Genomic DNA, 22,155 nt, shown 5'->3' on the forward strand with positions numbered 1-22,155 from the left:
ACGAACGGACGGCGGCGAATCGTTCCCTTCCCTCCGCATCCAGGCGGTTTTCTCATGTTCCGTTCATGAAGCCGGCCTCGTGGGCCCGGATCACCGCCTGGGTGCGGTCCCGGCTGCCGGTCTTCGCCAGCACCGACGCCACATGCGTCTTCACGGTGGCCGGGCCGACCCCCATCCGGCCCGCGATCTCCGCGTTGGTCAGGCCCGTCGCCATCAGCCGCAGCACCTCGCCCTCGCGCCCGGTGAGCCGCGCCACCCACCGCGGCGGCGCCGGGTACGCGCGCGCGTGCTCGGCCGCCAGGTTCCGCACCGCCGACGGGAACAGCAGGGTGTCGGTGCGCGCCACCAGCCGTACGGCCTGGACGAGGGTGTCGGCGTCGGCGCGCTTGAGCAGGAACCCGGCGGCGCCGGCGCGCAGGGCGTCGTAGACGTAGGAGTCGTTCTCGAAGGTGGTCACGACGACGACGCGGGGCGGTTCGGCGAGCGTGGCGAGGATCTGCTCGGTGGCGCGGATGCCGTCGACGCCGGGCATGCGCACGTCCATCAGCACGACGTCGGGGCGGGTCTCGCGGACCACGGACACCGCCTCGGCACCGGTGGCCGCCTCGCCGGCGACCTCCAGGTCGGGTTCGGCGGCGAGGATGGCGCGCAGGGCGGTGCGCACCATGCGCTCGTCGTCGGCGAGGACGACCCTGATCGGCGTGCGGGTCATGCGGGTCCTTTCCTGCGGGGGGCCTCGGCGGTGCCCCGGTCGGGCCGGCCGGCGGGGCGGCCGGCCGGGCCGTCGGCGGGTGGAGCGGCCGTCCCCGCGGCGGGGTGGCCGGCCGGGCCCGGGGCGGGTTCGCGGGCGGGGCCCGCCAGTGGCAGGCGGGCGTGCAGCCGCCAGGTGCCCGCCTCGGGGCCGGCCCGGGCCGCGCCGCCCAGCAGCCGGGCGCGGTCGGCGATGCCGCGCAGTCCGTGGCCGCCGCCGGGCCGGGAACCGGGGGCGGCACCGAGGGGGTTGGCCACGGTGATCTCCAGACGGGTGTCCGTGGCCTCGATCCGCAGGGAGACGGCGACCCGCTCGCCGCCGTGCCGCAGGGCGTTGCTCAGCCCCTCCTGCACGATGCGGTACGCCTCCCGGGAGACCAGCGGCGAAAGCGCCGCGGGGTCGGCGGCGACGGTCGCCGTCACCCGCGCCCCGGCCGCGCGGGTACGGCGCAGCAGGCCGTCGAGGTCGGCGGCGAGGGTGGGCGCCGGCGCCGTCCCCGGGGCGTCGCCGTCCCGCAGCACGCCCAGCACGGCGTCCAGTTCGCCGACCGTGCGCCGGGTGGTGTCCTCGATCGCGGCGAGGGCCTCGCGGACGAACTCCGGGTCGGTGTCGAGCAGCCGCCGAGCCGCGCTCGCCTGGAGCGTGACCGCGCTCAGCGCGTGCCCGACGGAGTCGTGCAGCTCGCGCGCGAGCCCGTTGCGCACGGCCAGGTCGGCGGCGCGCGCCTCGGCCGCCGCCAGCCGGTCCGCGGGGGACGGCCCCAGCAGCACCGGCGCCCAGCGGGCCAGCAGCGCCCCGCACCCGGCGGCGCACCCGGCGAGCGCGAGGAGCATGCCGGCCCCGGCGACCGGGGCCAGCGCGAGCGCCCAGGCCTGGCCGAGGAACTCCGGCAGACCGAGCCGGCCGCCGCCCAGCCCCGCGACGACCGGCAGCACGATCAGCACGACGGCGAACGGCGGCACGGCCAGCGACATCCCCGCGACGATGCCGCCGACGCCCAGGTGCAGCGTGTACCAGGCCGCCGTCCGCCCCCGCTCGCCCGGGGTCCGGGCGGGCCCGTACGCCAGCCGGTCCGCGTCGACGCCGCACAGCCACCGCACGGCCGCCGCCTCCAGGGGGCGGGTCAGCGGGAACAGCGAGGTGAGGGCCGCGAGCGGCAGCCCGGCGGCGAAGGCGGCCAGTTGCAGCGGGAACGAGCCGAAGACGACCCGTTCCTCGGCCAGCGGCCCGATGACGACCTCGCCGACCAGGACGTACGGCATGGCGAGCGCGCCGCCCAGGATCAGATGGACCCAGCGCAGCCGCGCCCGCCGGCCCAGCAGCAGGCGGGCGAGGGCCGTCACGACCGCCCCGCCGCGGCGGCCCGGGCCGACCGCTCCGCCAGCCAGTGCGCGCACACCGATGCGATCAGCGAGCCGACGATCATCTGGCCAGCGTAGGTGAGGTTCATCAGCTGTGTCGGCCGGTCCGCCGGATCGTCCACGGCCGGGACGGAGGCGAGCAGCATCCAGCCGCCCCAGCAGGCCACGGCGGCGGACCCCACCCACATCAGGCCGAGCGGCACGGACGCGGGCAGCCTTCGGCCGCGGCGGAAGACCAGCAGGACCGCGCCGACGGCCGCCATGGCGAGGAAACCGGCGTACAGGGCCTCCAGGACGTGGAAGTCGCTGGTGCGGCCCGCGGCCAGGCCCTCGGCGAGCCCCGCCGTCCCGCCGCAGGCCCAGAACAGACGGACGGTGAGCGGGAACACCGCCAGGAACGCCGCGGCTCCGGCGAGCGCCCGCTGCGCCGGGCCCGTGGCACCGGACGGCAGCTCCCCCGGCCTGCCCCGCCACAGGTGCCCCCAGCGGTCACGGGCGTACAGCGCGAACAGCGCGCCGAGCGCGAGACCCTGCGCGATGAACCCGCCGTACACGAGCCCGAAGACCCACTCCTCGAGGAACGCCTCGCGCCTGGGGTCGGACGCCGTGGCGACGTCACCGGTGACCAGCCGCGCGAGGAGCTGGAGCGGGAACCCGGCCATGATCGGGGCCAGCAGCCCGGTGGCGGCCCACACCGGGAACGCCAGCAGCCAGGCCGGCACCCGCAGTCCCCAGGGCCGGGTCAGCACCAGCGCCAGCACGATCACGCCGCTGTCCAGCAGCACGGACAGCCCGTTGGCGACGGCCATCTCCACCCGGTGGTCCAGCAGCGAACTCCCCTCGGGGATCCCGATGCGGCTCCCGGCGATCCAGGCGGTCTTGAGCCCGAGGTACGGCAGGCAGGCGACGATCGCGATCGCCCGCAGCAGCCGCCGGGCCCGGGAGGGGCGGGCCGGGGCGGCACCGGGAGGAGCGGATGGGGCCGAAGAGGCCGGGGACGCCGGAGAGGCGGGAGAGGTGAGTGGCCGTGTCATGGCTCCACGCTCCCGTGCCGGGCGCCCCGGCCGCCTCCTGCGCCGCGACGATCCGGCTCCGCCGCGCGGGGGAGGCGGGCCTCGGCACACAGGAGGGCACCCGGTGCGGACGGCCGGCGGCCGTGCGCTGCGGGACACCACCGGGTCCGGCGCTCCGGACCGGGCGGCCCGTGTCCGGGCTGCGGTCAGTCCGCCAGCACCAGCACGAACTCCTCGATCTCCCGGCCCCGCGCCTGCGCGTAGCCGCCGGCCCGCGCGGTGACCCGGAAGCCGCACTTCTCCAGCACCCGCAGCGAACCGGCGTTGTCCGTCGCCGCCCGCGCGTACAGCGGGCGCTCCGGCACCTCGGCGAGCAGCGCCCGCAGCGCGGCCGTCGCCACGCCCCGCCCCCAGTAGGCGCGGTCCACCCAGTAGGTGACCTCGCGTTCGCCCGGCTCCCCGTACACGGCCGCACTGCCGACCACGTCGCCGTCGGCGAGGATCGCCCGGACCACGTCGCCCGACGCCCGTATCCGCCGCCAGTGGGCGTCGAAGGCGTCCCGGTCGGCCGGGTCCTTCGGGGTGAAGGCGGCCATGTGCAGGGACTCGGGGTCGTTCATCTGCCGGAAGAACACCGGCAGATCGCTGTCGTGGACCGGGCGCAGGGCGATGTTCATGCCGCGGAGCCTAGGTTCAGAGCCTGCGCGTGGCCAGGGTCAGCCGGTCCCGCGCGTCGAACAGGGCGTCCTTGACCATCTGTTCGTGCGCCGGGGTCAGCCGGGCCACCGGCACCGAGCAGCTGATCGCGTCCCGCGCGGGGGTGCGGTAGGGGATCGCGACGCCGAAGCAGCGCAGGCCCAGCGTGTTCTCCTCCCGGTCCACGGCGAAGCCCTGCTCCCGGACCTGGTGCAGCTCCTCGATGAGCCTCTCCCGGTCGGTGATGGTGTTCTCGGTCAGCGCCGGAAGGGTCTGCGGCAGCATCTTGCGGACCTGCTCGTCGGAGTACGTGCTCAGCAGCGCCTTGCCCAGGGAGGTCGAGTGGGCGGGCAGCCGGCGGCCGACCCGGGTGAACGGCCGCAGGTAGTGCTGGGACTGACGGGTGGCGAGGTAGACGACGTTGGTGCCGTCCAGCCGGGCGAGGTGGATGGTCTCGGTGGTGTCGTCCGACAGCCGGTCCAGCGTCGGCCGGGCCGCGGCGACCACTTCGTCGCCGTCGATGTACGACGTGCCGACCAGCAGCGCCCGTACGCCGATGCCGTACCGGGTGCCGGTCGCGTCCGTCTCCACCCAGCCCAGCTCGACCAGGGTGCGCAGCAGCATGTACAGGCTGGACTTGGGGTAGCCGACGGCCTCCTGGACCGATGCCAGGGAGTGCATGCCGGGGCTGCCGGCGAAGTACTCCAGCAGTTCCACGGTCCGCACCGCGGACTTGACCTGCGCCCCGCCGCCTGCCTCGCCTGCCGACATCGCCCTCGACCCCTTCGTTCGACGGGTAGCTGGAGTTATAGTCTCCACGTTCATCATCAGAAACAGCGTTCAGTATATCGAACGAGCCTGGATGCGCCCCAGATAGTGGAGGGACCCGCGGTGGCAGCAGCACCAGTCTGGAGTGTCGACCCCCGAACCGGGAAGCAGCGGGAACAGGTTGCGGTGGAGGCCACAGCCCAGGAGGTGGACGCCGCCGTCCGGGCCGCGCACGCGGCGCGCGAGGCGCTCGCCGACCGCACCGTACGCGCCGCGTTCCTGCGCACCGCCGCCGACGAGCTCGATCAGGCGAAGGACGGCCTGGTCGAGGTCGCCGACGCCGAGACGGCGCTCGGCCCGGTCCGCCTCACCGGCGAACTCGCCCGCACCTGCTACCAGCTGAGGGCGTTCGCGGACATCGTCGACGAGGGCGCCTTCCTCGACGTCGTCATCGACCACCCCGACGACACCGCGACCCCACCCATCCCGGACCTGCGCCGCTACAAGGTGCCCCTCGGCGTCGTCGCCGTCTACTCCGCCTCCAACTTCCCCTTCGCCTTCTCCGTCCCCGGCGGCGACACCGCCAGCGCCCTCGCGGCCGGCTGCCCGGTGGTGGTCAAGGCCCACCCCGACCACCCGGCGCTGTCCGAGCTGGTCGCGTCGGTGCTGCGGCGGGCCGCCGCCCGCCACGGCATCCCGGACGGCGTCCTCGGACTCGTCCACGGTTTCGAGGCGGGCATCGAGCTGATCGGGCACCCGCTGGTCGCGGCGGCCGGGTTCACCGGTTCGGTGCGCGGCGGCCGGGCGCTGTTCGACGCGGCGGCGGCCCGCGAGGTCCCGATCCCCTTCCACGGCGAGCTGGGGTCCCTCAACCCCGTCGTGGTCACCGAGGCGGCGGCGGACGAGCGGGCGGAGGCCATCGGCACCGGGCTGGCCGGCTCGATGACGCTCGGCGTCGGCCAGTTCTGCGTCAAGCCGGGCCTGGTGCTGGTGCCGTCCGGGACGGCGGGCGACGGCCTGGTCGAATCCCTCACCAAGGCCGTCAGCGACACCGAGGCCGGCGTCCTGCTGGACCACCGCATGCGGGACAACTTCGTCGCCGGGGTGGCCGAGCGTGCGGCGCTGCCCGACGTGGACAGCCCGGTCACGCCGGGCGCGGGCGGCGAGCACACCGTCAGCGCCGGGTTCCTGACGGTGCCGGCCGCGCGGCTGGCCGCGGAGGGCGAGCACGACCTGCTGCTGGAGGAGTGCTTCGGGCCGGTCACCGTCGTCGCCCGCTATCAGGACGAGACCGAGGTGCGGGGCGTGCTGGCACGGCTGCCCGGAAACCTGACGGCGACGGTCCACCTGTCGGCCGAGGAGGCCGCGGGCCGGGGGCGCGGCGCCGAACTGCTGGCCGAGCTGACGCCGCTCGCCGGGCGCGTGCTGGTGAACGGCTGGCCGACCGGGGTGGCCGTGGCGCCGGCCCAGCACCACGGCGGGCCGTACCCGGCGACGACGTCGACGTCCACCTCGGTGGGCGGGACGGCGATCGAGCGGTGGCTGCGGCCGGTGGTGTACCAGGGGACGCCGCAGGCGCTGCTGCCGGCCGAACTGCGGGACGACAACCCGCTGGGACTGCCGCGGCGGGTCGACGGACGCCTGGAGCGGTAGCTCTCCGCGGGCGCGCCGCCCGGGTGCCCGGGGCCGGACACAGGGACGGCCCCGGGCAGCCGAAGGGCGCACATATAAGCGTTCCTTGGAGAAGCCTCGCAGAAATAGGCAATGGACGGGGAGGTCGGTCGGGCCTCACAGTGGGGGCATGGAGAGCTTCGAGAATCTCGTCCGTGCCGAGTTCGACCCGGAGAACACCTACCTGAACACCGCCAGCACCGGCCTGCTGCCCGCCCGTACGGTCGCCGCGATGCGGGACGCGGTGGCGTCCTGCGCGACCGGGCGGCCGGCCGACATGTTCGCCGACGTGGAGGCGTGCCGGGCGGCGTTCGCCCGGATCGCCGGGGTCCCGGCCTCCCGGGTCGCCGCCGGGGCCTCGGTCGCCACCTACAGCGGGCTCGTCGCCGCGTCGCTGCCCCAGGGTGCCGAAGTCCTCACCGCGGAGGGGGACTTCAGCTCGCTCGTCAACCCCTTCCACATGCGCGGCGACCTGAAGGTGCGCAGCGTGCCGCTGGAGCGGCTGGCCGAGTCGGCCGGCCCGGACACGGCGCTCGTCGCCGTCAGCTCCGTGCAGTCCGCCGACGGCCGGATCGCCGACCTGGCCGCGCTGCGGGACGCGGCCCGGGCGCACGGGGCGCGGACGCTGATCGACGTCTCGCAGTCCGCGGGGTGGCTGCCGGTGCCCGCCGACGACGTCGACTACCTCGTGGCCGTCGCCTACAAGTGGACGCTCTGCCCCCGGGGCGTCGCCTTCCTGGTCGTCCCGGCGGACCTGGGCGGTCTGACCCCGCTGTTCGCCGGCTGGGCGGCGGGGGAGCGCCCCTGGGACAGCACATACGGGCGGGTCGAGGAACTCGCCCGCTCCGCGCGGCGGTTCGACGAGAGCCCCGCGGTGCTCTCCTACGCGGGCGGCCGGCACTCGCTGGCGCTGATCGAGGAGCTGGGGGTGGACGCCGTGCGCGCCCACGACCTCGCGCTGGCCGACCGGTTCCGCGCGGGGCTGCGCTCGCTGGGCCACGAGCCGGTGCCCGCGCCGGGTTCCGCCATCGTGTCCGTGGCCGGACTCGGCCACCGGCAGGGCGAGGTGAGCCGGGCGGGCGTCGAGGTCTCCGACCGCGCGGGCAACCTGCGGGCGGCGTTCCACCTCTACAACACCGCCGCCGACGTCGACCGCCTGCTGGACGTGCTGTCCGCCTGACCGCGCTCCGCGGCCGACGGCCGCTCGGCCGGCGCTCCCCGGCCGGCCGGCGGGACGACGCGACCGGGCCGGTGCCTCCCGTCCCACACGACGAGGCACCGGCCCGGTGGTCAGAGCGCGGTCACCTCACCGGGGTGAAGTCCCGCGCGCCGATGAACTCCGGACGCCGGATCGGCGCCGCGAAGGGCTCCACCGCCGTGTTCTCCACGCTGTTGAACACGATGAAGACGTTGCTGCGCGGGAACGGCGTGATGTTGTCACCGGACCCGTGCATGCAGTTGCAGTCGAACCAGGTCGCCGAGCCGGCCTTGCCCGTGAACAGCTTGATGCCGTGCTCGGAGGCCATCTTGGTCAGCGCCTCGTCCGAGGGCGTACCCGCGTCCTGCATCTGCAACGACTTCTTGTAGTTGTCCTTCGGCGTGGCACCGGCGCACCCGAGGAACGTCTTGTGCGACCCCGGCATGATCATCAGACCGCCGTTGGTGTCGTAGTTCTCGGTCAGGGCGATCGAGACGGACACCGTGCGCATCCGGGGCAGGCCGTCCTCGGCGTGCCAGGTCTCGAAGTCCGAGTGCCAGTAGAAGCCGCTGGCGCCGAACCCCGGCTTGACGTTGATCCGCGACTGGTGGACGTAGACGTCCGAGCCGAGGATCTGCCGGGCCCGGCCGACGACCCGCTCGTCGCGCACCAGATTCGCGAAGACCTCGCTGATCTTGTGCACCTCGAAGACGGACCGGATCTCCTTCGACTTCGGCTCGACGATCGAGCGCTCGTCGGCTCGGATCTCCGGATCGGTCACGAGCCGGTTCAGCTCGTCGCGGTAGACGGCGACCTCGTCATCGGTGATCAGCTGATCGATGGCGAGGAAGCCGTCGCGCTCGAAGGACTGGAGGTCGCCGGGCGCGATCGGCCCGGGCGCGTCGGGCGCGCCCCAGACGACCGGGTCCTGCCGGGGAACGGACACCTCGGTGGTGCCACGGCTGGGATAGAGATCGGTGACGGTCGTCGCGGTCACAGTGACTCACACCTCCTCGGTGAGCAGCGGGTAAACGCCGTTCTCGTCGTGGTCCTCCCGTCCGGTCACGGGCGGGTTGAAGACACAGATGCAGCGGAAGTCCTCCTTCACGCGCAGCGTGTGCCTCTCGTGCCCGTCCAGGAGGTACATGGTGCCGGGCGTGATGGTGTACGTCTGCCCGGTTTCGCGGTCGGTCAGCTCGGCCTCGCCCTCCACACAGACGACGGCCTCGATGTGGTTGGCGTACCACATCGACGTCTCCGTACCCGCGTACAGGATCGTCTCGTGCAGGGAGAAGCCGACCTTCTCCTTGGCGAGGACGATCCGCTTGCTCTCCCACGTGCCGGACGCGGATTTCACGTGCCGGTCGGTGCCTTCGATGTCCTTGAACGAACGGACGATCACGGTGTTGCGATGCCTCCTAGGTGGGTGGTGCGTGAGTCCGGCGGACGGGACGCCCGCCGGACGGGTCAGGCGGTCTCGCGTACGGCGCGGGCGAGGGTCTTCATGCCCTCGTCCAGCTCGTCGGGCGTGACGGTGAGCGCCGGGAGCAGCTTGGCGACCTCGCTCTCGGGGCCCGAGGTCTCGACCAGCAGGCCGAGCTCGAAGGCGCGCTTGGCGACCTTGCCCGCGCGCTCCTTGTCGTGGAACTCCATGCCCCAGACCAGGCCGCGGCCGCGGTACTCCTTCACGTCGGCGAGGTTCTCCTCGGTGATGGAGATCAGGTGCTGCTCGACCTGCTCACCGCGCGTGCGGGTCTGCTTCTCCATCGCCGACCCGTCGGCCCAGTAGGCCTCCAGGGCGGCGGTCGCCGTGACGAACGCCGGGTTGTTGCCGCGGAAGGTGCCGTTGTGCTCGCCCGGCTCCCAGACGTCCAGCTCGGGCTTGAACAGGGTCAGCGCCATCGGCAGGCCGTAGCCGCTGATCGACTTGGAGACGGTGACGATGTCCGGTGTGATGCCCGCCTCCTCGAAGGAGAAGAACGCGCCGGTACGGCCGCAGCCCATCTGGATGTCGTCGACGATCAGCAGCATGTCCTGCCGCTCGCACAGGTCGGCCAGGGCGCGCAGCCACTCGGCGCGGGCCACGTTGATGCCGCCCTCGCCCTGCACCGTCTCGACGATCACGGCGGCCGGCTTGTTCAGGCCGGAGCCCTGGTCCTCCAGCAGCCGCTCGAACCAGAGGAAGTCCTCGACCGTGCCGTCGAAGTAGTTGTCGAACGGCATCGGCGTGCCGTGCACCAGCGGGATGCCGGCGCCGGCCCGCTTGAAGGCGTTGCCGGTGACGGCGAGCGAGCCCAGCGACATGCCGTGGAAGGCGTTGGTGAAGGACACGACCGACTCGCGGCCCTTGACCTTGCGGGCCAGCTTCAGCGCGGACTCCACGGCGTTGGTGCCCGTCGGGCCCGGGAACATGACCTTGTAGGGCAGGTCACGCGGGCGCAGGACCAGGTTCTGGAAGGTCTCCAGGAAGCGGCGCTTGGCGGTGGTCGACATGTCGAGCCCGTGCGTGACGCCGTCCCGCTCCAGGTAGTCGATCAGTGCCCGTTTCAGCACGGGGTTGTTGTGCCCGTAGTTGAGTGAGCCCGCTCCGGCGAAGAAGTCGAGGTACTCGTGGCCGTCCTCGTCGTACATGCGGCTGCCGTGCGCACGGTCGAAGACGGTGGGCCAGCCGCGGCAGTAGCTGCGTACCTCGGACTCCAGGGTCTCGAAGACACTCAGGTCGGGCTGGGTGATGGTCACGACGAATCGCTCCTCGATGCGTGAGGTGTGATGACAGGGGAGGTCGGTCGGAAGTCTGGGGCGGCCTGCGCGGCGCCGGCGGAGCCGGCTACAGCGGGCCGATGCGGTAGAGCACCTCGGGGTCGTGCGGTCCGTCGGGGAACACACCGGTGTCGAACAGCACCTCGCGCTCCAGCCGGGCGCCGCGGCGCTCGGCGAACGCGGTGAACAGCCGCTCGGACGCGGTGTTGCCCGGGCTGATGGTGGTCTCGAGGTGGGTCAGCCCGCGGTCCGCCACGGTCCGCACGACCAGGCCCTCCAGCAGCGAGGCGGCGAGTCCCCGTCCGCGGTACGCCTCGTCCACCGCCACCTGCCACACGAGCAGGGTCTCCGGACGGTCCGGCCGTACGTAGCCGGTGATGAAGCCGACCGGCTCCCCGCGCTCGTCGCGGACGACGGCCGACGTGGCGGCGAAGTCACGGCACCACAGCAGATAGCTGTAGGACGAGTTCAGGTCGAGGACCTTGGAATCCCTGGCTATCCGCCACAGCGCGGCGCCGTCCGCCACTCTCGGACGATCGATTTGCAGGTCTGCTTGTGCGGCAGTCATGCAAATTGAATTTACCGAGAGAAATTCAAAATTGCATCGCCGAGAGGGGTTACGGATGAGCGGCCCATGTGTTATCACGCGGGCGCGTGGGTCCGCGCGAGGCGTCGGCGGTATGGGCGTTTTGCCCCGGAAATATGGGGCGAAACGGGCGTGCTGTGGAACGGGTCACAATCATGTAACCCGTGTGAAGCCCGTCCGAAATGACTGGCTTGGGGTCTGCCGAATCTCTGTGTTTAGCTTCGGAGAAAGCGGGCAGAAGAATACGGGAAGCTGCTCCGAATGAATTCCAGGAATGTGCTTGTCGGAGGTTCGGGAATTACTTCGAATTCAGCCAGGCGTTCTCGACGGCCCGACGGGCGGCTTCCGGATCGGCCGGCAGGCCCCTCTCCGTCAGGGCGGCACCGAGCGCCGCCAGACACCCGTGCACGGCCCCGGGGGTCGCCTGCGGCCCGTAGTGGTTCACGCGGATCATCTCCTTGGCCAGCGCGCCGCCGCCCGCGGCCAGCGGCAGCGCGGGGTCGGACGCCAGCGCCCGGGCCACCAGCTCCGAGGCGTCGGTTCCGGCCGGCGCCCGCAGCGTCGTCGCGACCGGCGCGGCCTCCCGGGCGTCGTGCACATACGGCTCCAGGCCCCCGCCCAGCGCGAGCGCCCCGGCCCGGGTTGCCGCGGCGGCCGACGCGTGCCGTGCCGTGACCGCGTCCAGGCCCGCCGCCTCGATCCGCTCGACGCACGCCTCCAGGGCGAGCATCTCCAGCTGCGCCGGGGCGTGCAGCAGCGCCGTCCGCCCGCCGTCGATCCAGCGCTCCTTCCAGTCCAGCAGCGACAGGTAGGACCGGCGGGGCGCGCCCGGGTTCGCCGCCATCCGGGCCCACGCCCGCTCGCTGACCGACACCGCGGACACACCGGCGGGGCCGCCCATCGCCTTCTGGGCCCCGATCACGCACAGGTCCACGCCCCACGCGTCCGGCAGCAGCGGCTCGGCGCCCACGGAGGCGACGGCGTCCAGGTAGAACAGCGCGCCGTGCGCCGCGACCACCTCGCCGATCTCCGCCACCGGATTGGTGTTGCCGGTCGCCGCCTCCGCGTGCACCAGCGACACGAAGTCGGTCTCCGGGTGCTCCTCCAGCGCCTCACGGACCCGCTGGGCCGTCGCGGCGGTGTGGAACGGCACGGACAGGTCGTGCACCGTCGCGCCGCAGTCCCGCAGCCAGTTCCCGAACGTCTGGCCGTACGGCCCGGTGATCACGTTCAGCGCCACGGTGTCCGGCCCGGCCGTCGCCCGGATCGCCGCCTCCAGCGGCAGCAGCGCCTCGCCCTGCATGATCACGACGTCCTGGCGGGTGCCGAGCAGCCGCGCCACCCGGTGCTCGATCGAGGCGAAGCGGTCGGCGCTCAGCGGGGCGAGGTCCAGGAAGGGGTGGGTCACGGCGGAGCTCTTTTCGATCACGGACGGTCGGTCGGGACGGGCGGTGGGCCGGGGAGGGGCGGTCGGGAGTGGTCGGTCGAGGGCCGGTCGGTCAGGACCGGTCGTTCACGGGCAGTCGTTCACGGCGGTCGATCACGGACGGATGTACGGAGCGTATGCAGTCGAGAGTAACCGCGGCTCCTCGCCCCACTCGCGCCGGAGTCCTTCCGTTGCGACACCCCCACGCCCGGAATCGTGGCCTCCGCCGCAGCGGCGGTGATCGCCTGCTGGTGGACTGAGCCCGTGTACGCCCTCCTGGCCCTCGCTCTGGCCGCCGCGGTGACGGCCGTGGTCCTCGCCCGCCGCGGCGCCCCCTACCGCGTGCCCGAGGCTCCCCCGGCCGCACCAGGGCCCGCCCGGGCCTCCGCCCCCCGCCCCGGCGCCCGGCTCCGCACCCTGGCCATCGTCACCGGATCGGCGGCCGTACTCCTCTACGCCTGGGGCGCGCTGTGCCTGGGGCTGGCGGTGCTGGACGCGGAGGACGGCGGTACGGACTCGGTGCCGCTGCGCCCCTGCCGTACGGCGGAGAACCCCGAGCGGGCGCTGCGGGTCGTCGACTACTCGGTCTCCTACCTGCCCCTGCGCTTCGGCTGCGAGACCACCGACGGCGACGACTACGCCTCCTCCTACGTCCCCGGCTACGTCAACCCCGGCGTCACCGCCCTCGGGCTCACCGCCGCCGCGAGCGCGGCGGGGGCCGGGTACGCCACGGCACGGCGGGCCCGGACCGCGGCCCGCTGCGCCGCCGGGCCGGACCGGACCGCGTCCTGAGCCGCCTCCGACGGTGCCCGGGCCACCGTCTAAGGTGCGGAGCATGAGCGATCGCGCGGTGCTGCACGTGAAGGGTCGGGTGCTCGTCGGGCCGGAGGAGATCCGCGACGAGCTGTGGGTCGTCGACGGCCGGATCACCTACGATCGCCCCGCCGGGGCCGGCGACATACGCACGGTGGAGGGCTGGGCGCTGCCCGGTCTGGTCGACGCCCACTGCCATGTGGGTCTCGACCAGCACGGCGCGGTCCCGGCGGACGTCGCCGAGAAGCAGGCACTGACCGACCGGGACGCCGGCACGCTGCTGATCCGCGACGCGGGCTCCCCCTCCGACACCCGCTGGATCGACGACCGCGAGGACCTGCCGAAGATCATCCGGGCCGGCCGGCACATCGCCCGTACCCGCCGCTACATCCGCAACTACGCCTGGGAGATCGAGCCCGGCGACCTCGTCGCCCTCGTCGCCCAGGAGGCCCGGCGCGGCGACGGCTGGGTCAAGCTGGTCGGCGACTGGATCGACCGCGACCTCGGCGACCTGGCGGCCTGCTGGCCCCGCGGCGCGGTCGAGGCCGCCATCGCCGAGGCCCACCGGCTCGGCGCCCGCGTCACCGCGCACTGCTTCGCCGAGGACTCCCTGCGCGACCTGGTCGAGGCCGGCATCGACTGCGTCGAACACGCCACCGGACTCACCGACGACACGATCCCGCTGTTCGCCGAGCGGGGCGTCGCCATCGTCCCCACCCTGGTCAACATCGCGACCTTCCCCAGGCTCGCCGACGGCGGCGAGGCCCGGTTCCCGCGTTGGTCGGAGCACATGCGCCGGCTGCACGCCCGCCGCTACGACACCGTGCGCAACGCCTACGACGCCGGCATCCCGGTTTACGTCGGCACCGACGCGGGCGGTTCCCTGCCGCACGGCCTGGCGGCGGCGGAGGTCGCCGAGCTGGTCACGGCCGGCATCCCGCCCGTGCGGGCGCTGGCCGCGACGACCTGGGCCGCACGGGAGTGGCTCGGCCGGCCCGGCCTGACCGAGGGGGCTCCGGCGGACCTGGTGGTGTACGAGACGGACCCGCGCGCGGACGTGCGCGTGCTCGGTGCTCCGCGCCGGGTGGTGCTCAACGGACGGGTCGTCGGATAGCCGACGCGGGTGACGGCGGGGAACGTCCGTGCCGGGAGATTCGAAAAGCTGGACGGAAACCCCACGATGGAGTGAAGTGACCGCGGATCGCTGACGGTGCGTGGTGGGCGGAGACATCCTTTCGGGGTCCCGAGCACATCGCTCATACGTGTCCCGCACGCATGTCTCCCTGGGGGTCCCACCACCGTGAACGGCAACACCTTCCGCATGCCCGCACACCGCCTGGTCACCGTCGCGGCGGCCACGGCCCTGGCCGCCGGTCCCGCGGCGCTGGCCGGCGCGGGCACCGCGCACGCCACCGAGGAGAAGGGGCGCGCGGGCGCCGTCGTGCTGCGCACCGGACTGGACGTCGGTCTGCTCGACAGGACCGTGCAGGTCCCGCTCGAGGTCTCGCTCAACGAGGTGCAGGCACCCGGCAGCGCCCGGAAGACCGCGCTGACCGCCACCCTCGACGGCGTGGACGGCGGCAAGCCCTTCAGCGTGCTCCGCGCGGACGTCGCGGACGCCAGGGCGACGGTGACCGGCACCAAGGCCGAGGGCAGCACCGAACTGGCCCACGCCAGGGTCCACGTGCCCGGACTGCCGCTGCTGTCCCTCATCGAGGTCGAGAAGGTCACGTCCCGCGCCACCTGCGAGGCCGGGAAGCAGCCGGTCGCCGACGCCGACCTGCCCGGCACGGTCACGGTCCTCGGCAAGAAGGTCACGCTGACCACCGGCGGCCCGACGGAGGTGAAGGTGCCGGGCGTGGGCGAGGTCCGGCTCGACCTGTCGAAGACGCACACCACCTCCCGCACGGCCGCCGCCACCGCCCTCGAACTGACGGTGTCCGTCGACCCGCTGGAACTGAACGTGGCCGAGATCGACGGCACGGTCACACTGGCGGAGGCGACCTGCGAGACCCCGCCGGCCGGGAAGACCCCCGCGCAGCCGCCCGCCGACGCCGGACAGCCGCCCGCCGGCCCCGGGGAGCCGGCGGCCGGTGTCAAGCCCCAGGGCGCGTCCGCCCAGGCCGGCCTGGCCGAGACCGGCGGCAGCTCCGCGACCCCGTACGTGGCCGCCGGCGCGGTCGCCCTGCTCGCGGCGGGCGGCGGCGCCGTCGTCGCGGCCCGCCGCAGGAGGCTCTGACCCCGCCCGCGCCCGCCCGGCACGAACCGGGCGACGGCACCGGGGATCGGGCACCGGGCCCGGGGGCCGGTCCGCCCCGGCGAGCGGTCCCCGGGCCGGGGGAACCGGTCCGCCCCGGCGAGTGGTCCCGGGCCGGGGGACCTGTCCGCCCCGGCGCTTCGCCGGGGGCCGGGCGGTCCGTCCGCGGGCCCTCGCGTCAGGCGCGGCCGGACCGCGTACGGGGGTGGCCGCCCCGGCGGCCGTGCGGGACCGGCGGACCGAGGAGAGCCCCGGTCGGGGGCGGCGGCCGGTGCACCGGGTGGTGGGCCTTGGCCGGGCGGTCCCGGGACCGGCGGGCCGGGGGGAGCCCCGGTCGGGGGCGGCGGCCGGTGCACCGGGTGGTGGGCCTTGGCCGGGCGGACCCGGAAGCCGGCCCACCCGCCAGGGCCCCGGCCGGGTGGGCGGGCCGTCGTGAGGCCGGGGCCGGGGCGCCGGGCCCGGACGGGCCCGTGGTGTCACGCCGGAGGCGCGGGTGCCAGCGCCCGTTCCAGCGCGCGCAGGAAGCCGTCCGTCGTGTCGCGGTCGCGTACCGCCAGCCGCAGCCAGTCCTCGCCCAGCCCGGGGAACGTGTCCCCCCGGCGCACCGCGTACCCGAGGGCGCGCAGGCGCCGGCGTACCGCGGCGGCGTCCGGCAGGCGGATCAGGACGAACGGGCCCTCGGCCGGTTCCGTGACCCGCACCCCGGCCGGGGCCAGCTTCCGCAGGCCCGCGACGAGATGGGCGCGGTCGGCGGCGATGCGGTGGGCGGCGTGCCCGGCCTCCGCGAGCGCCCGCGGGGTCACGCACGCCTCGGCCGCCGTCAGCGCGGGCGTGGACACCGGCCACAGCGGCTGGGCCCGCTCCAGCTCCGCGATCGTCTCCGGCACCGCCAGGACGTAGCCGATGCGCAGCCCGGCCAGGCCCCAGGTCTTGGTCAGGCTGCGCAGCACCACGAGCCCCGGCACGCCGGTGTGCCCGGCCAGGGCCTCCCGCTCACCCGGCACGGCGTCCATGAACGCCTCGTCCACCACCAGCGTCCGTCCGGGCCGGGCCAGGGCGCGCAGCGTGGCCGCCGGGTGCAGCACCGACGTCGGGTTGGTCGGGTTGCCGATCACCACCAGATCGGCGTCCTCGGGCACCGCCGCCGGGTCGAGCCGGAAGCCGTCCTCGGCCCGCAGCAGCACGCGCTCCACGGTGTGCCCCGCGTCCCGCAGCGCCGCCTCCGGCTCGGTGAACTGGGGATGCACGACGACCGGCCGGCTCACCTTCAGCGCCCGCGCCAGCAGCACGAACGCCTCGGCCGCGCCCGCCGTCAGCAGCACCCGGTCCGCCGGCAGCCCGTGCCGCGCCGCCACCGCCGCCCGCGCGGCCCGGCCGTCCGGGTAGGCCGCCAGGGAGCCGAGCGAGCCGGCGATGTGCTCGCGCAGCCACGGCGGCGGCGTGTCCGCGCGGACGTTCACCGCCAGGTCCACCAGCGCCGAGCCGTCGTCCCGGACCTCCACGTCCCCGTGGTGCCGCAGGTCGGGCCCGGCCGCCCGGCCGTCAGTGGGCGTGGGAGTGGACATGACCGTGTCCGTGATGGTGGTGGTGGCCGTCGTCGTCGGGGTGGAAGTGCGGCTGCTGCGGCAGCCCCACCTTGTCCTCGAAGCCCGGCAGCGCGATCCGGTACACACAGGAGTCGCAGTTCATCCGCAGATCACCCTTCACGGCCTCCTCGTACCGCTCCCACACCAGGTCCAGCAGCTCCTGCTCGGGCCCGATGACGTCCGCCGAGCGCACCTCGGCCTCCGGGTGCGCCGCGGCCCACTCCTCGGTCTGCGCGCGCACCCGGTCCGGGAGGATGCCGGTGAACAGGAAGTACGGCAGCAGGACGATGCGCCGCGCGCCCAGCTTCAGACACCTCTCCAGGCCGCCCGGCACGTCCGGCTTGGCCAGCGACACGAACGCCGTCTCCACGCCCGCGTAGCCGCGCCCCTCCCACAGCAGCCGCGCCGCCTTGAACACCTCCGCGTTGGCGTCCGGGTCCGTCGAGCCGCGCCCGACCAGCAGCACCGTCACCTCCGAGCGGTCCCAGGAGGGGTCCACCGCCTCCTCCAGCCGCCGCTGAAGCACGCTCAGCAGCGCCGGGTGCGGGCCCAGCGGACGGCCGTAGGTGTACGAGATGCCGGGGTGGCGTTCCTTCTCGCGGGCCAGCGCCGCCGGGATGTCGCCCTTGGCGTGCCCGGCGGACACCAGCATCAGCGGGACGGCCGCGAACCGGGTGACGCCCCGCTCCACCAGCTCGGTGACCGCCTCGCCCAGCGGCGGCGGGGACAGTTCGATGAAACCGCCGGCGACCGGCAGCTGCGGGTGGCGGCGGCCCAGCTCCCGTACGAAGTCGCGGAACGCCTCGGCTCCGGCGTCGTCCCGGGTGCCGTGTCCGGCGATGAGCAGGGCGGGCGGCGTGGTCACAGGTTCTCCTCGGCAGAAACGGTGTGGTACAGCAGGGCGTTGAGCGCGGCGGCGGCCACCGCCGACCCGCCCTTCTCGGACACGTTGCTCACGGCGGGCAGCCCGCTCGCGCGCAACGCGGCCTTCGACTCGGCCGCCCCGACGAAACCGACGGGCAGCCCGATGACGAGCGCCGGGTCGGCGCCCAGGGTCAGCAGTTCCTCCAGCGCGGTGGGCGCGCAGCCGATCACCCACAGCGCACCCGGGCCGACCTGTTCGTACGCCAGTCGCATCGCGTGCGCCGAACGCGTCAGCCCGGGTCCGGCGACGGCGTCCTTGAGCCGGCACACGGTCTCGCGGCGCGTGATCCCGGCCGCGACCATCTCGACGTCGGCCACGACCGGCGCCCCGGCGTGCAGCGCCGCATGGGCCCGCACCAGGTCGCCCTCGTCCATGACGAGGTCGGTGGCGTACTCCAGGTCGGCGGCGGAGTGGATGACGCGCTCCACCACCGCCCGGGTCAGCGGCGGGAAGTGCGAGGTGTCCAGCCGGGCGCGCAGCCGCCGGAAGGACTCCTGCTCGATGGGGTGGACGACGCGGTTCACTTCGCCTCCTCGGGGTGCGCCTGCCAGCGGTAGCCGCGCGGGGTCACCATCCGGCCCGCGATCTCGCGGGTGGCGGTGTTGCCCACCGTCACGACGGTCATCATGTCGACGGTGGCCGGATCGAGGCCCGCCAGCGTGGTCAGCCGGCTGGACTCGTCGGCGCGCGAGGCGTTGCGGACCACACCGACCGGCGTCGCCGGGTCCCGGTGCCCGGCCAGCACCGCCAGGGCCTTGGGCAACTGCCAGTCGCGGCCCCGGCTGCGCGGGTTGTAGAAGGTCACGACGAGGTCGGCCTCGGCCGCCGCCCGCACCCGCCGCTCGATGACCTCCCACGGGGTGTGCAGGTCGGACAGGCTGATGGAGACGTGGTCGTGGCCGAGCGGCGCCCCCAGGATCGCGCCGGCCGCCAGCGCCGCCGTCACCCCGGGCACCCCGACCACGTCGATGTCGTCGGACGCCTCGGCGAGCGCGGGGGAGGCCATGGCGTACACGCCCGCGTCCCCGCTGCCGATCAGCGCCACGGCGTGCCCGCGCCGGGCCTCCTCGACGGCCGTGCGGGCCCGCTCCTCCTCGGCGCCCAGCCCCGACTCCAGGACCCGGGTGCCGGGCCGCAGCAGGTCGCGGATCTGGTCGACGTACTGGTCGAGCCCGACCAGCACGGACGCCCGGCGCAGCTCCGCCGTCGCGCGCGGGGTGAGCAGGTCGCGGGCGCCGGGCCCGAGCCCGACCACCGCGAGCCGTCCGCGCCCCGGCCGCCGCACGACGGCGCAGGTCGCCATGGCGGGCCGGCCGTCCGCCCGCTCGGACTTCCGCTTGGGCACCAGCAGTTCACCCCCGCCCGCCAGCGCCGCCGCCTCGGCCACGGACGGGGTGCCGACGGCGGCCAGCGGCGCGTCGGAGGGGTTCGGCACGGTGACCGCCGCCAGCCGCTCGGCCGAATACGTCACCACCGGCACGCCGAGCCGCTCGGCCGCCGCGAGCACACCGGGCTCCTCGGCCTTGGCGTCCACGGTGGCCAGCTCGGCGACGCAGGCGGCGGACAGACCGGCGTCCCGCAGCGCCGCCTCGACCAGGCCGAGCACCTCCTCGGCCGGGGCGCCCCGGGAGGCGCCCACCCCCACCACGAGCGAGGGCGGACGCAGCACGACCTCCCGCTCCGCGGGCTCGGCCAGACGGTCCGTCAGCCGGATCGTGTACGGGCCCTCGGCGGCCAGCGGCAGCGGCGGCAGCGGCCAGGACACCTCGGCCGCCAGCGCCACCGGCTCCCCGTCCAGAAGCGCCCGCGACACCCCGGCGACATCGCCCTCGACGGGCAGCCCGAGGGTGTCCAGACCGGGCAGCCCGGCCGCGTCGGTCGCCGTGGTGACCACCGGCTCGGCGCCGAGCACGTCGCCCACCGCGCGGGCCAGGTCGTTGGCCCCGCCGCCGTGCCCGCCGAGCAGCGCCACGGCGAACCGCCCGCCCTCGTCGACGCACACCACACCGGGGTCGGTCCGCTTGTCCGCGAGCAGCGGCGCGACCAGCCGGACCACGGCCCCGGTCGCCAGGAAGCACACGAGCCGGTCGCACTCGGCGAACGCGGTCCGCACCGCGACCGCGACGGGACCGTCGTACACGCGCGTGCGGTCCGGCCACGCCGCGGCCAGCCGGTCCCGCGCCGCCGCCCCCGCCGCGGTGGCGGAAATCAGGCCGATCACAGGGAAACTCCTTCGGTACGGGCGTGAGGCCTCACGCCCCACAGCAGGAACACCGGATTGGTCGCCGCCAGCCGGGTCACGTCCCCGGGCAGCGGCGCCAGCCGGGAGGACTGGAGCAGCACGCCGTCGCACTCCCACCCGGCGCCGAGCAGTGCCTCGCGGGCGGCCGGGACCCGGTCGAGCGCCGCCAGCGCCACGACCACGGCCCGCCGCGCACGCCGGGCGCACGCCGTGACGACCTCGGGCAGCTCGCGCCCCCCGCCGCCGACGAACACGGCGTCGGGCTCGTCGAGTCCGGCCAGCGCGGCGGGCGCCGCGCCGTGCACCACCCGCACGTCCACGCCGTGCGCGGCGGCGTTGGCGCGCACCCGCGCCACACCGTCGGGCGACTTCTCGACCGCGGTGACGGCGGCGCCCAGCCGCGCGCACTCCACGGCCACCGACCCCGACCCGGCGCCGACGTCCCACACCAGGTCGCCCGGCCGGGGCCCGAGCCGGGCCAGTGCCAGCGCCCGCACCTCGAACTTGGTGATCATCGAGTCGCGGTGGGTGAACGCGGCCTCGTCCAGCGCCCATCCGGCGGGCCCGTCCGCCGGGCCCGCGACCGTGCGCACCGGCCCCAGGGCCCGCGCCTCGTCCAGGCAGAGCACGACGCTCACCGCGGGCCCCCAGTCGCGGGCGGCGGCCTCGGCGGGCGTCACCCGCTCCACCCGCTCCCCGGCGGACCCCAGCGCGGACGCCACGACCAGGACCCGCTCGTCGGACCCGAGGGCGGCCCCCAGCTCCGCGGGCCCCGCGCCCGGCCCCGTCAGCACGGCGACCTTGGGATGCGACCGGCACAGGTTCACCGCCGTCCGCAGGTCCCGCCCGTGCGCGCTGGCCACCACGGCGTCGTCCCAGGGCAGCCCGGCCCGCGCGAACGCGGCGGCGACGGAGGAGACACCCGGCCGGACGTCCAGCCGCCCGGGCCCGAACCGCTCCGCCAGCACCCGCACGATCCCGAAGAACCCGGGATCGCCGGAGGCCAGCACCACCACCGGCCGCCCCTCGGCCACGTACGTCCCGACGGCGTCGAGCGCGGGCGCCAACGGCCCCAGCACCACCGTCTCGGCGCCGTCCGGCAGCCGCACGGCGTCCAGGTGCCGCCGGCCGCCGACCACCAGCTGAGCACCGGCGAGGACGTCCTCGGCGGGCGGCGCCCCCGTGCCCGTACCGACGACCGTGATCCGTGGGCTCATGTGCTCGCACCCCGTTCGCGCAGCGCCCGCCGGGCCTCGGGGTCGGCCCTGCGGTAGCCGTGGAAGTGGCCCGGGTGGTACAGGTGCGAGCGGGTGCCGTGCGCGTCCAGGGCCGGGCCGACCAGGAACAGGGTGTGCTTCCAGAGCTTGTGCTCCTTGACCGTCTCCTCCAGCGTGCCGATCGTGCACTTCACGACCAGCTCCTCCGGCCAGGTCGCCTGGTAGGCCACGACGACCGGCGTGGAGGTCGGGTAGCCGCCCTCCAGCAGTTCCCGCACCAGCTGCCCGCTGCGGGCCGCGGACAGGAACACCGCCATGGTCGTGCCGTGCCGGGCGAACTCCCGGACCTCCTCGCCCGGCGGCATCGGCGTCTTGCCGCCGCCCAGCCGGGTCAGCACCACGGACTGCGCGACCTCCGGGATGGTCAGCTCCCGCTGCGCCAGCGCGGCGACGGCGGAGAAGGAGGAGACGCCGGGGACGACCTCCGTGGCGATGCCGATCTCCGCGCACCGGTCGAGCTGCTCCTGGGTGCCGCCCCACAGCGCCGGGTCACCGGAGTGGATGCGCGCGACCCTCAGCCCCTCGTCCTGGGCCCGGCGGTAGACGGCGACCACGTCCTCCAGCGACATGGCCGCCGAGTCCAGGATCTGCGCGTCCTCACGCGCGTGCCGCAACACCTCCGCCTGGACCAGGCTCGCCGCCCAGATCACGACGTCGGCCTCGGCGATGGCGCGCGCGGCGCGGAACGTCAGCAGATCGGCGGCGCCGGGGCCGGCACCGACGAAGGTCACCTTGCCGGCGGGGGCGTCGGCCATGGGAATCGGTCCTCTCTCACAGAACATGCGTGCGGGTAGGCGGGTGGGGTCCGGGTGGTGACGGGCTGTC

Annotated in this window: 21 protein-coding genes; 5 read left to right on the top strand and 16 right to left on the bottom strand. The window is 74.9% G+C overall.

Annotation, left to right across the window (positions count from 1 at the left end; genetic code table 11):
* Nucleotides 1-52 precede the first annotated feature (52 nt).
* From ACZ45Q_RS11490 to ACZ45Q_RS11510, 5 genes are all read right to left on the bottom strand, one after another.
* On the bottom strand, nucleotides 53-712 hold the full coding sequence (locus ACZ45Q_RS11490) for a response regulator transcription factor (protein ID WP_468258354.1): 660 nt from the start codon (nucleotides 710-712) through the stop codon (nucleotides 53-55).
* On the bottom strand, nucleotides 709-2,094 hold the full coding sequence (locus tag ACZ45Q_RS11495; RefSeq protein ID WP_468258600.1) for a histidine kinase: 1,386 nt from the start codon (nucleotides 2,092-2,094) through the stop codon (nucleotides 709-711). Before ACZ45Q_RS11495 ends, ACZ45Q_RS11490 begins: the two co-directional genes overlap by 4 nt.
* On the bottom strand, nucleotides 2,091-3,146 hold the full coding sequence (locus tag ACZ45Q_RS11500) for a hypothetical protein (protein ID WP_468258357.1): 1,056 nt from the start codon (nucleotides 3,144-3,146) through the stop codon (nucleotides 2,091-2,093). Before ACZ45Q_RS11500 ends, ACZ45Q_RS11495 begins: the two co-directional genes overlap by 4 nt.
* Before the next feature lie 185 nt (nucleotides 3,147-3,331).
* The gene (locus ACZ45Q_RS11505; protein WP_468258360.1) at nucleotides 3,332-3,802 is read right to left on the bottom strand and encodes a GNAT family N-acetyltransferase; all 471 of its coding nucleotides are present in this window, start codon (nucleotides 3,800-3,802) and stop codon (nucleotides 3,332-3,334) included.
* 16 nt (nucleotides 3,803-3,818) lie between these two features.
* A complete protein-coding gene (locus ACZ45Q_RS11510; RefSeq protein WP_468258363.1) occupies nucleotides 3,819-4,592 on the bottom strand; it encodes an IclR family transcriptional regulator in 774 nt (257 codons plus the stop codon).
* Between the two features lie 120 nt (nucleotides 4,593-4,712).
* Here ACZ45Q_RS11510 and ACZ45Q_RS11515 point away from each other — a divergent pair, with 120 nt between their 5' ends.
* Both ACZ45Q_RS11515 and ACZ45Q_RS11520 read left to right on the top strand, forming a co-directional pair.
* Nucleotides 4,713-6,242 (top strand): aldehyde dehydrogenase (NADP(+)), encoded by a 1,530-nt coding sequence (locus ACZ45Q_RS11515; RefSeq protein ID WP_468258367.1) that lies wholly within the window; start codon nucleotides 4,713-4,715, stop codon nucleotides 6,240-6,242.
* A 148-nt stretch (nucleotides 6,243-6,390) separates the two neighbouring features.
* Nucleotides 6,391-7,440: an aminotransferase class V-fold PLP-dependent enzyme gene (locus ACZ45Q_RS11520; RefSeq protein ID WP_468258369.1), complete on the top strand. Its 1,050-nt coding sequence runs from the start codon at nucleotides 6,391-6,393 to the stop codon at nucleotides 7,438-7,440.
* A 121-nt stretch (nucleotides 7,441-7,561) separates the two neighbouring features.
* On the opposite strand, the gene thpD is transcribed toward ACZ45Q_RS11520, so the two are convergent.
* From thpD to ACZ45Q_RS11545, 5 genes are all read right to left on the bottom strand, one after another.
* Nucleotides 7,562-8,455 carry an ectoine hydroxylase gene (gene thpD / locus ACZ45Q_RS11525; RefSeq protein ID WP_468258371.1) on the bottom strand — a complete coding sequence of 298 codons (894 nt, stop codon included), beginning with the start codon at nucleotides 8,453-8,455 and terminating at the stop codon, nucleotides 7,562-7,564.
* 6 nt (nucleotides 8,456-8,461) lie between these two features.
* On the bottom strand, nucleotides 8,462-8,860 hold the full coding sequence (locus ACZ45Q_RS11530; protein ID WP_416527810.1) for an ectoine synthase: 399 nt from the start codon (nucleotides 8,858-8,860) through the stop codon (nucleotides 8,462-8,464).
* A gap of 65 nt (nucleotides 8,861-8,925) precedes the next feature.
* On the bottom strand, nucleotides 8,926-10,197 hold the full coding sequence (gene ectB, locus ACZ45Q_RS11535; RefSeq protein ID WP_468258374.1) for a diaminobutyrate--2-oxoglutarate transaminase: 1,272 nt from the start codon (nucleotides 10,195-10,197) through the stop codon (nucleotides 8,926-8,928).
* 88 nt (nucleotides 10,198-10,285) lie between these two features.
* A complete protein-coding gene (gene ectA / locus ACZ45Q_RS11540) occupies nucleotides 10,286-10,786 on the bottom strand; it encodes a diaminobutyrate acetyltransferase (protein WP_468258376.1) in 501 nt (166 codons plus the stop codon).
* Between the two features lie 316 nt (nucleotides 10,787-11,102).
* The gene (locus ACZ45Q_RS11545; protein ID WP_468258379.1) at nucleotides 11,103-12,212 is read right to left on the bottom strand and encodes a pyridoxal-phosphate-dependent aminotransferase family protein; all 1,110 of its coding nucleotides are present in this window, start codon (nucleotides 12,210-12,212) and stop codon (nucleotides 11,103-11,105) included.
* A gap of 234 nt (nucleotides 12,213-12,446) precedes the next feature.
* Here ACZ45Q_RS11545 and ACZ45Q_RS11550 point away from each other — a divergent pair, with 234 nt between their 5' ends.
* The 3 genes from ACZ45Q_RS11550 (at nucleotide 12,447) to ACZ45Q_RS11560 (ending at nucleotide 15,282) form a co-directional block, all read left to right on the top strand.
* The gene (locus ACZ45Q_RS11550; RefSeq protein ID WP_468258381.1) at nucleotides 12,447-13,022 is read left to right on the top strand and encodes a hypothetical protein; all 576 of its coding nucleotides are present in this window, start codon (nucleotides 12,447-12,449) and stop codon (nucleotides 13,020-13,022) included.
* 43 nt (nucleotides 13,023-13,065) lie between these two features.
* On the top strand, nucleotides 13,066-14,157 hold the full coding sequence (locus ACZ45Q_RS11555) for an amidohydrolase family protein (RefSeq protein WP_468258383.1): 1,092 nt from the start codon (nucleotides 13,066-13,068) through the stop codon (nucleotides 14,155-14,157).
* Between the two features lie 186 nt (nucleotides 14,158-14,343).
* Nucleotides 14,344-15,282 (top strand): SCO1860 family LAETG-anchored protein, encoded by a 939-nt coding sequence (locus tag ACZ45Q_RS11560; RefSeq protein ID WP_468258386.1) that lies wholly within the window; start codon nucleotides 14,344-14,346, stop codon nucleotides 15,280-15,282.
* 494 nt (nucleotides 15,283-15,776) lie between these two features.
* On the opposite strand, the gene cobC is transcribed toward ACZ45Q_RS11560, so the two are convergent.
* Genes cobC through cobM form a run of 6 tightly spaced genes read right to left on the bottom strand, consistent with a single transcriptional unit; the run spans nucleotide 15,777 to nucleotide 22,085 of the window.
* Nucleotides 15,777-16,865 carry an Rv2231c family pyridoxal phosphate-dependent protein CobC gene (cobC, locus tag ACZ45Q_RS11565; RefSeq protein WP_468258388.1) on the bottom strand — a complete coding sequence of 363 codons (1,089 nt, stop codon included), beginning with the start codon at nucleotides 16,863-16,865 and terminating at the stop codon, nucleotides 15,777-15,779.
* Complete coding sequence (locus ACZ45Q_RS11570; protein ID WP_468258391.1) at nucleotides 16,843-17,751, bottom strand: sirohydrochlorin chelatase; 909 nt, start codon at nucleotides 17,749-17,751, stop codon at nucleotides 16,843-16,845. The genes cobC and ACZ45Q_RS11570 overlap by 23 nt, the downstream gene beginning before the upstream one ends.
* Complete coding sequence (locus ACZ45Q_RS11575) at nucleotides 17,748-18,335, bottom strand: precorrin-8X methylmutase (protein WP_468258393.1); 588 nt, start codon at nucleotides 18,333-18,335, stop codon at nucleotides 17,748-17,750. The genes ACZ45Q_RS11570 and ACZ45Q_RS11575 overlap by 4 nt, the downstream gene beginning before the upstream one ends.
* The gene (gene cobJ / locus ACZ45Q_RS11580) at nucleotides 18,332-20,032 is read right to left on the bottom strand and encodes a precorrin-3B C(17)-methyltransferase (RefSeq protein WP_468258395.1); all 1,701 of its coding nucleotides are present in this window, start codon (nucleotides 20,030-20,032) and stop codon (nucleotides 18,332-18,334) included. Before cobJ ends, ACZ45Q_RS11575 begins: the two co-directional genes overlap by 4 nt.
* Nucleotides 20,029-21,270: a precorrin-6y C5,15-methyltransferase (decarboxylating) subunit CbiE gene (cbiE, locus tag ACZ45Q_RS11585; protein WP_468258398.1), complete on the bottom strand. Its 1,242-nt coding sequence runs from the start codon at nucleotides 21,268-21,270 to the stop codon at nucleotides 20,029-20,031. The genes cobJ and cbiE overlap by 4 nt, the downstream gene beginning before the upstream one ends.
* Nucleotides 21,267-22,085, bottom strand: a complete 819-nt coding sequence (gene cobM, locus ACZ45Q_RS11590) for a precorrin-4 C(11)-methyltransferase (protein WP_468258400.1) — start codon at nucleotides 22,083-22,085, stop codon at nucleotides 21,267-21,269. Before cobM ends, cbiE begins: the two co-directional genes overlap by 4 nt.
* Nucleotides 22,086-22,155 lie beyond the last annotated feature (70 nt).

The sequence above is a fragment of the Streptomyces sp. NPDC031049 genome (assembly GCF_055571015.1).

Coding starts and splice junctions, on each gene's coding strand:
- ACZ45Q_RS11490 (WP_468258354.1), bottom strand. CDS start 712: ATGACCCGCACGCCGATCAGGGTCGTCCTCGCCGACGACGAGCGCATG.
- ACZ45Q_RS11500 (WP_468258357.1), bottom strand. CDS start 3,146: ATGACACGGCCACTCACCTCTCCCGCCTCTCCGGCGTCCCCGGCCTCT.
- ACZ45Q_RS11505 (WP_468258360.1), bottom strand. CDS start 3,802: ATGAACATCGCCCTGCGCCCGGTCCACGACAGCGATCTGCCGGTGTTC.
- ACZ45Q_RS11510 (WP_468258363.1), bottom strand. CDS start 4,592: ATGTCGGCAGGCGAGGCAGGCGGCGGGGCGCAGGTCAAGTCCGCGGTG.
- ACZ45Q_RS11520 (WP_468258369.1), top strand. CDS start 6,391: ATGGAGAGCTTCGAGAATCTCGTCCGTGCCGAGTTCGACCCGGAGAAC.
- ectA (WP_468258376.1), bottom strand. CDS start 10,786: ATGACTGCCGCACAAGCAGACCTGCAAATCGATCGTCCGAGAGTGGCG.
- ACZ45Q_RS11555 (WP_468258383.1), top strand. CDS start 13,066: ATGAGCGATCGCGCGGTGCTGCACGTGAAGGGTCGGGTGCTCGTCGGG.
- cobC (WP_468258388.1), bottom strand. CDS start 16,865: ATGTCCACTCCCACGCCCACTGACGGCCGGGCGGCCGGGCCCGACCTG.
- cbiE (WP_468258398.1), bottom strand. CDS start 21,270: ATGAGCCCACGGATCACGGTCGTCGGTACGGGCACGGGGGCGCCGCCC.
- cobM (WP_468258400.1), bottom strand. CDS start 22,085: ATGGCCGACGCCCCCGCCGGCAAGGTGACCTTCGTCGGTGCCGGCCCC.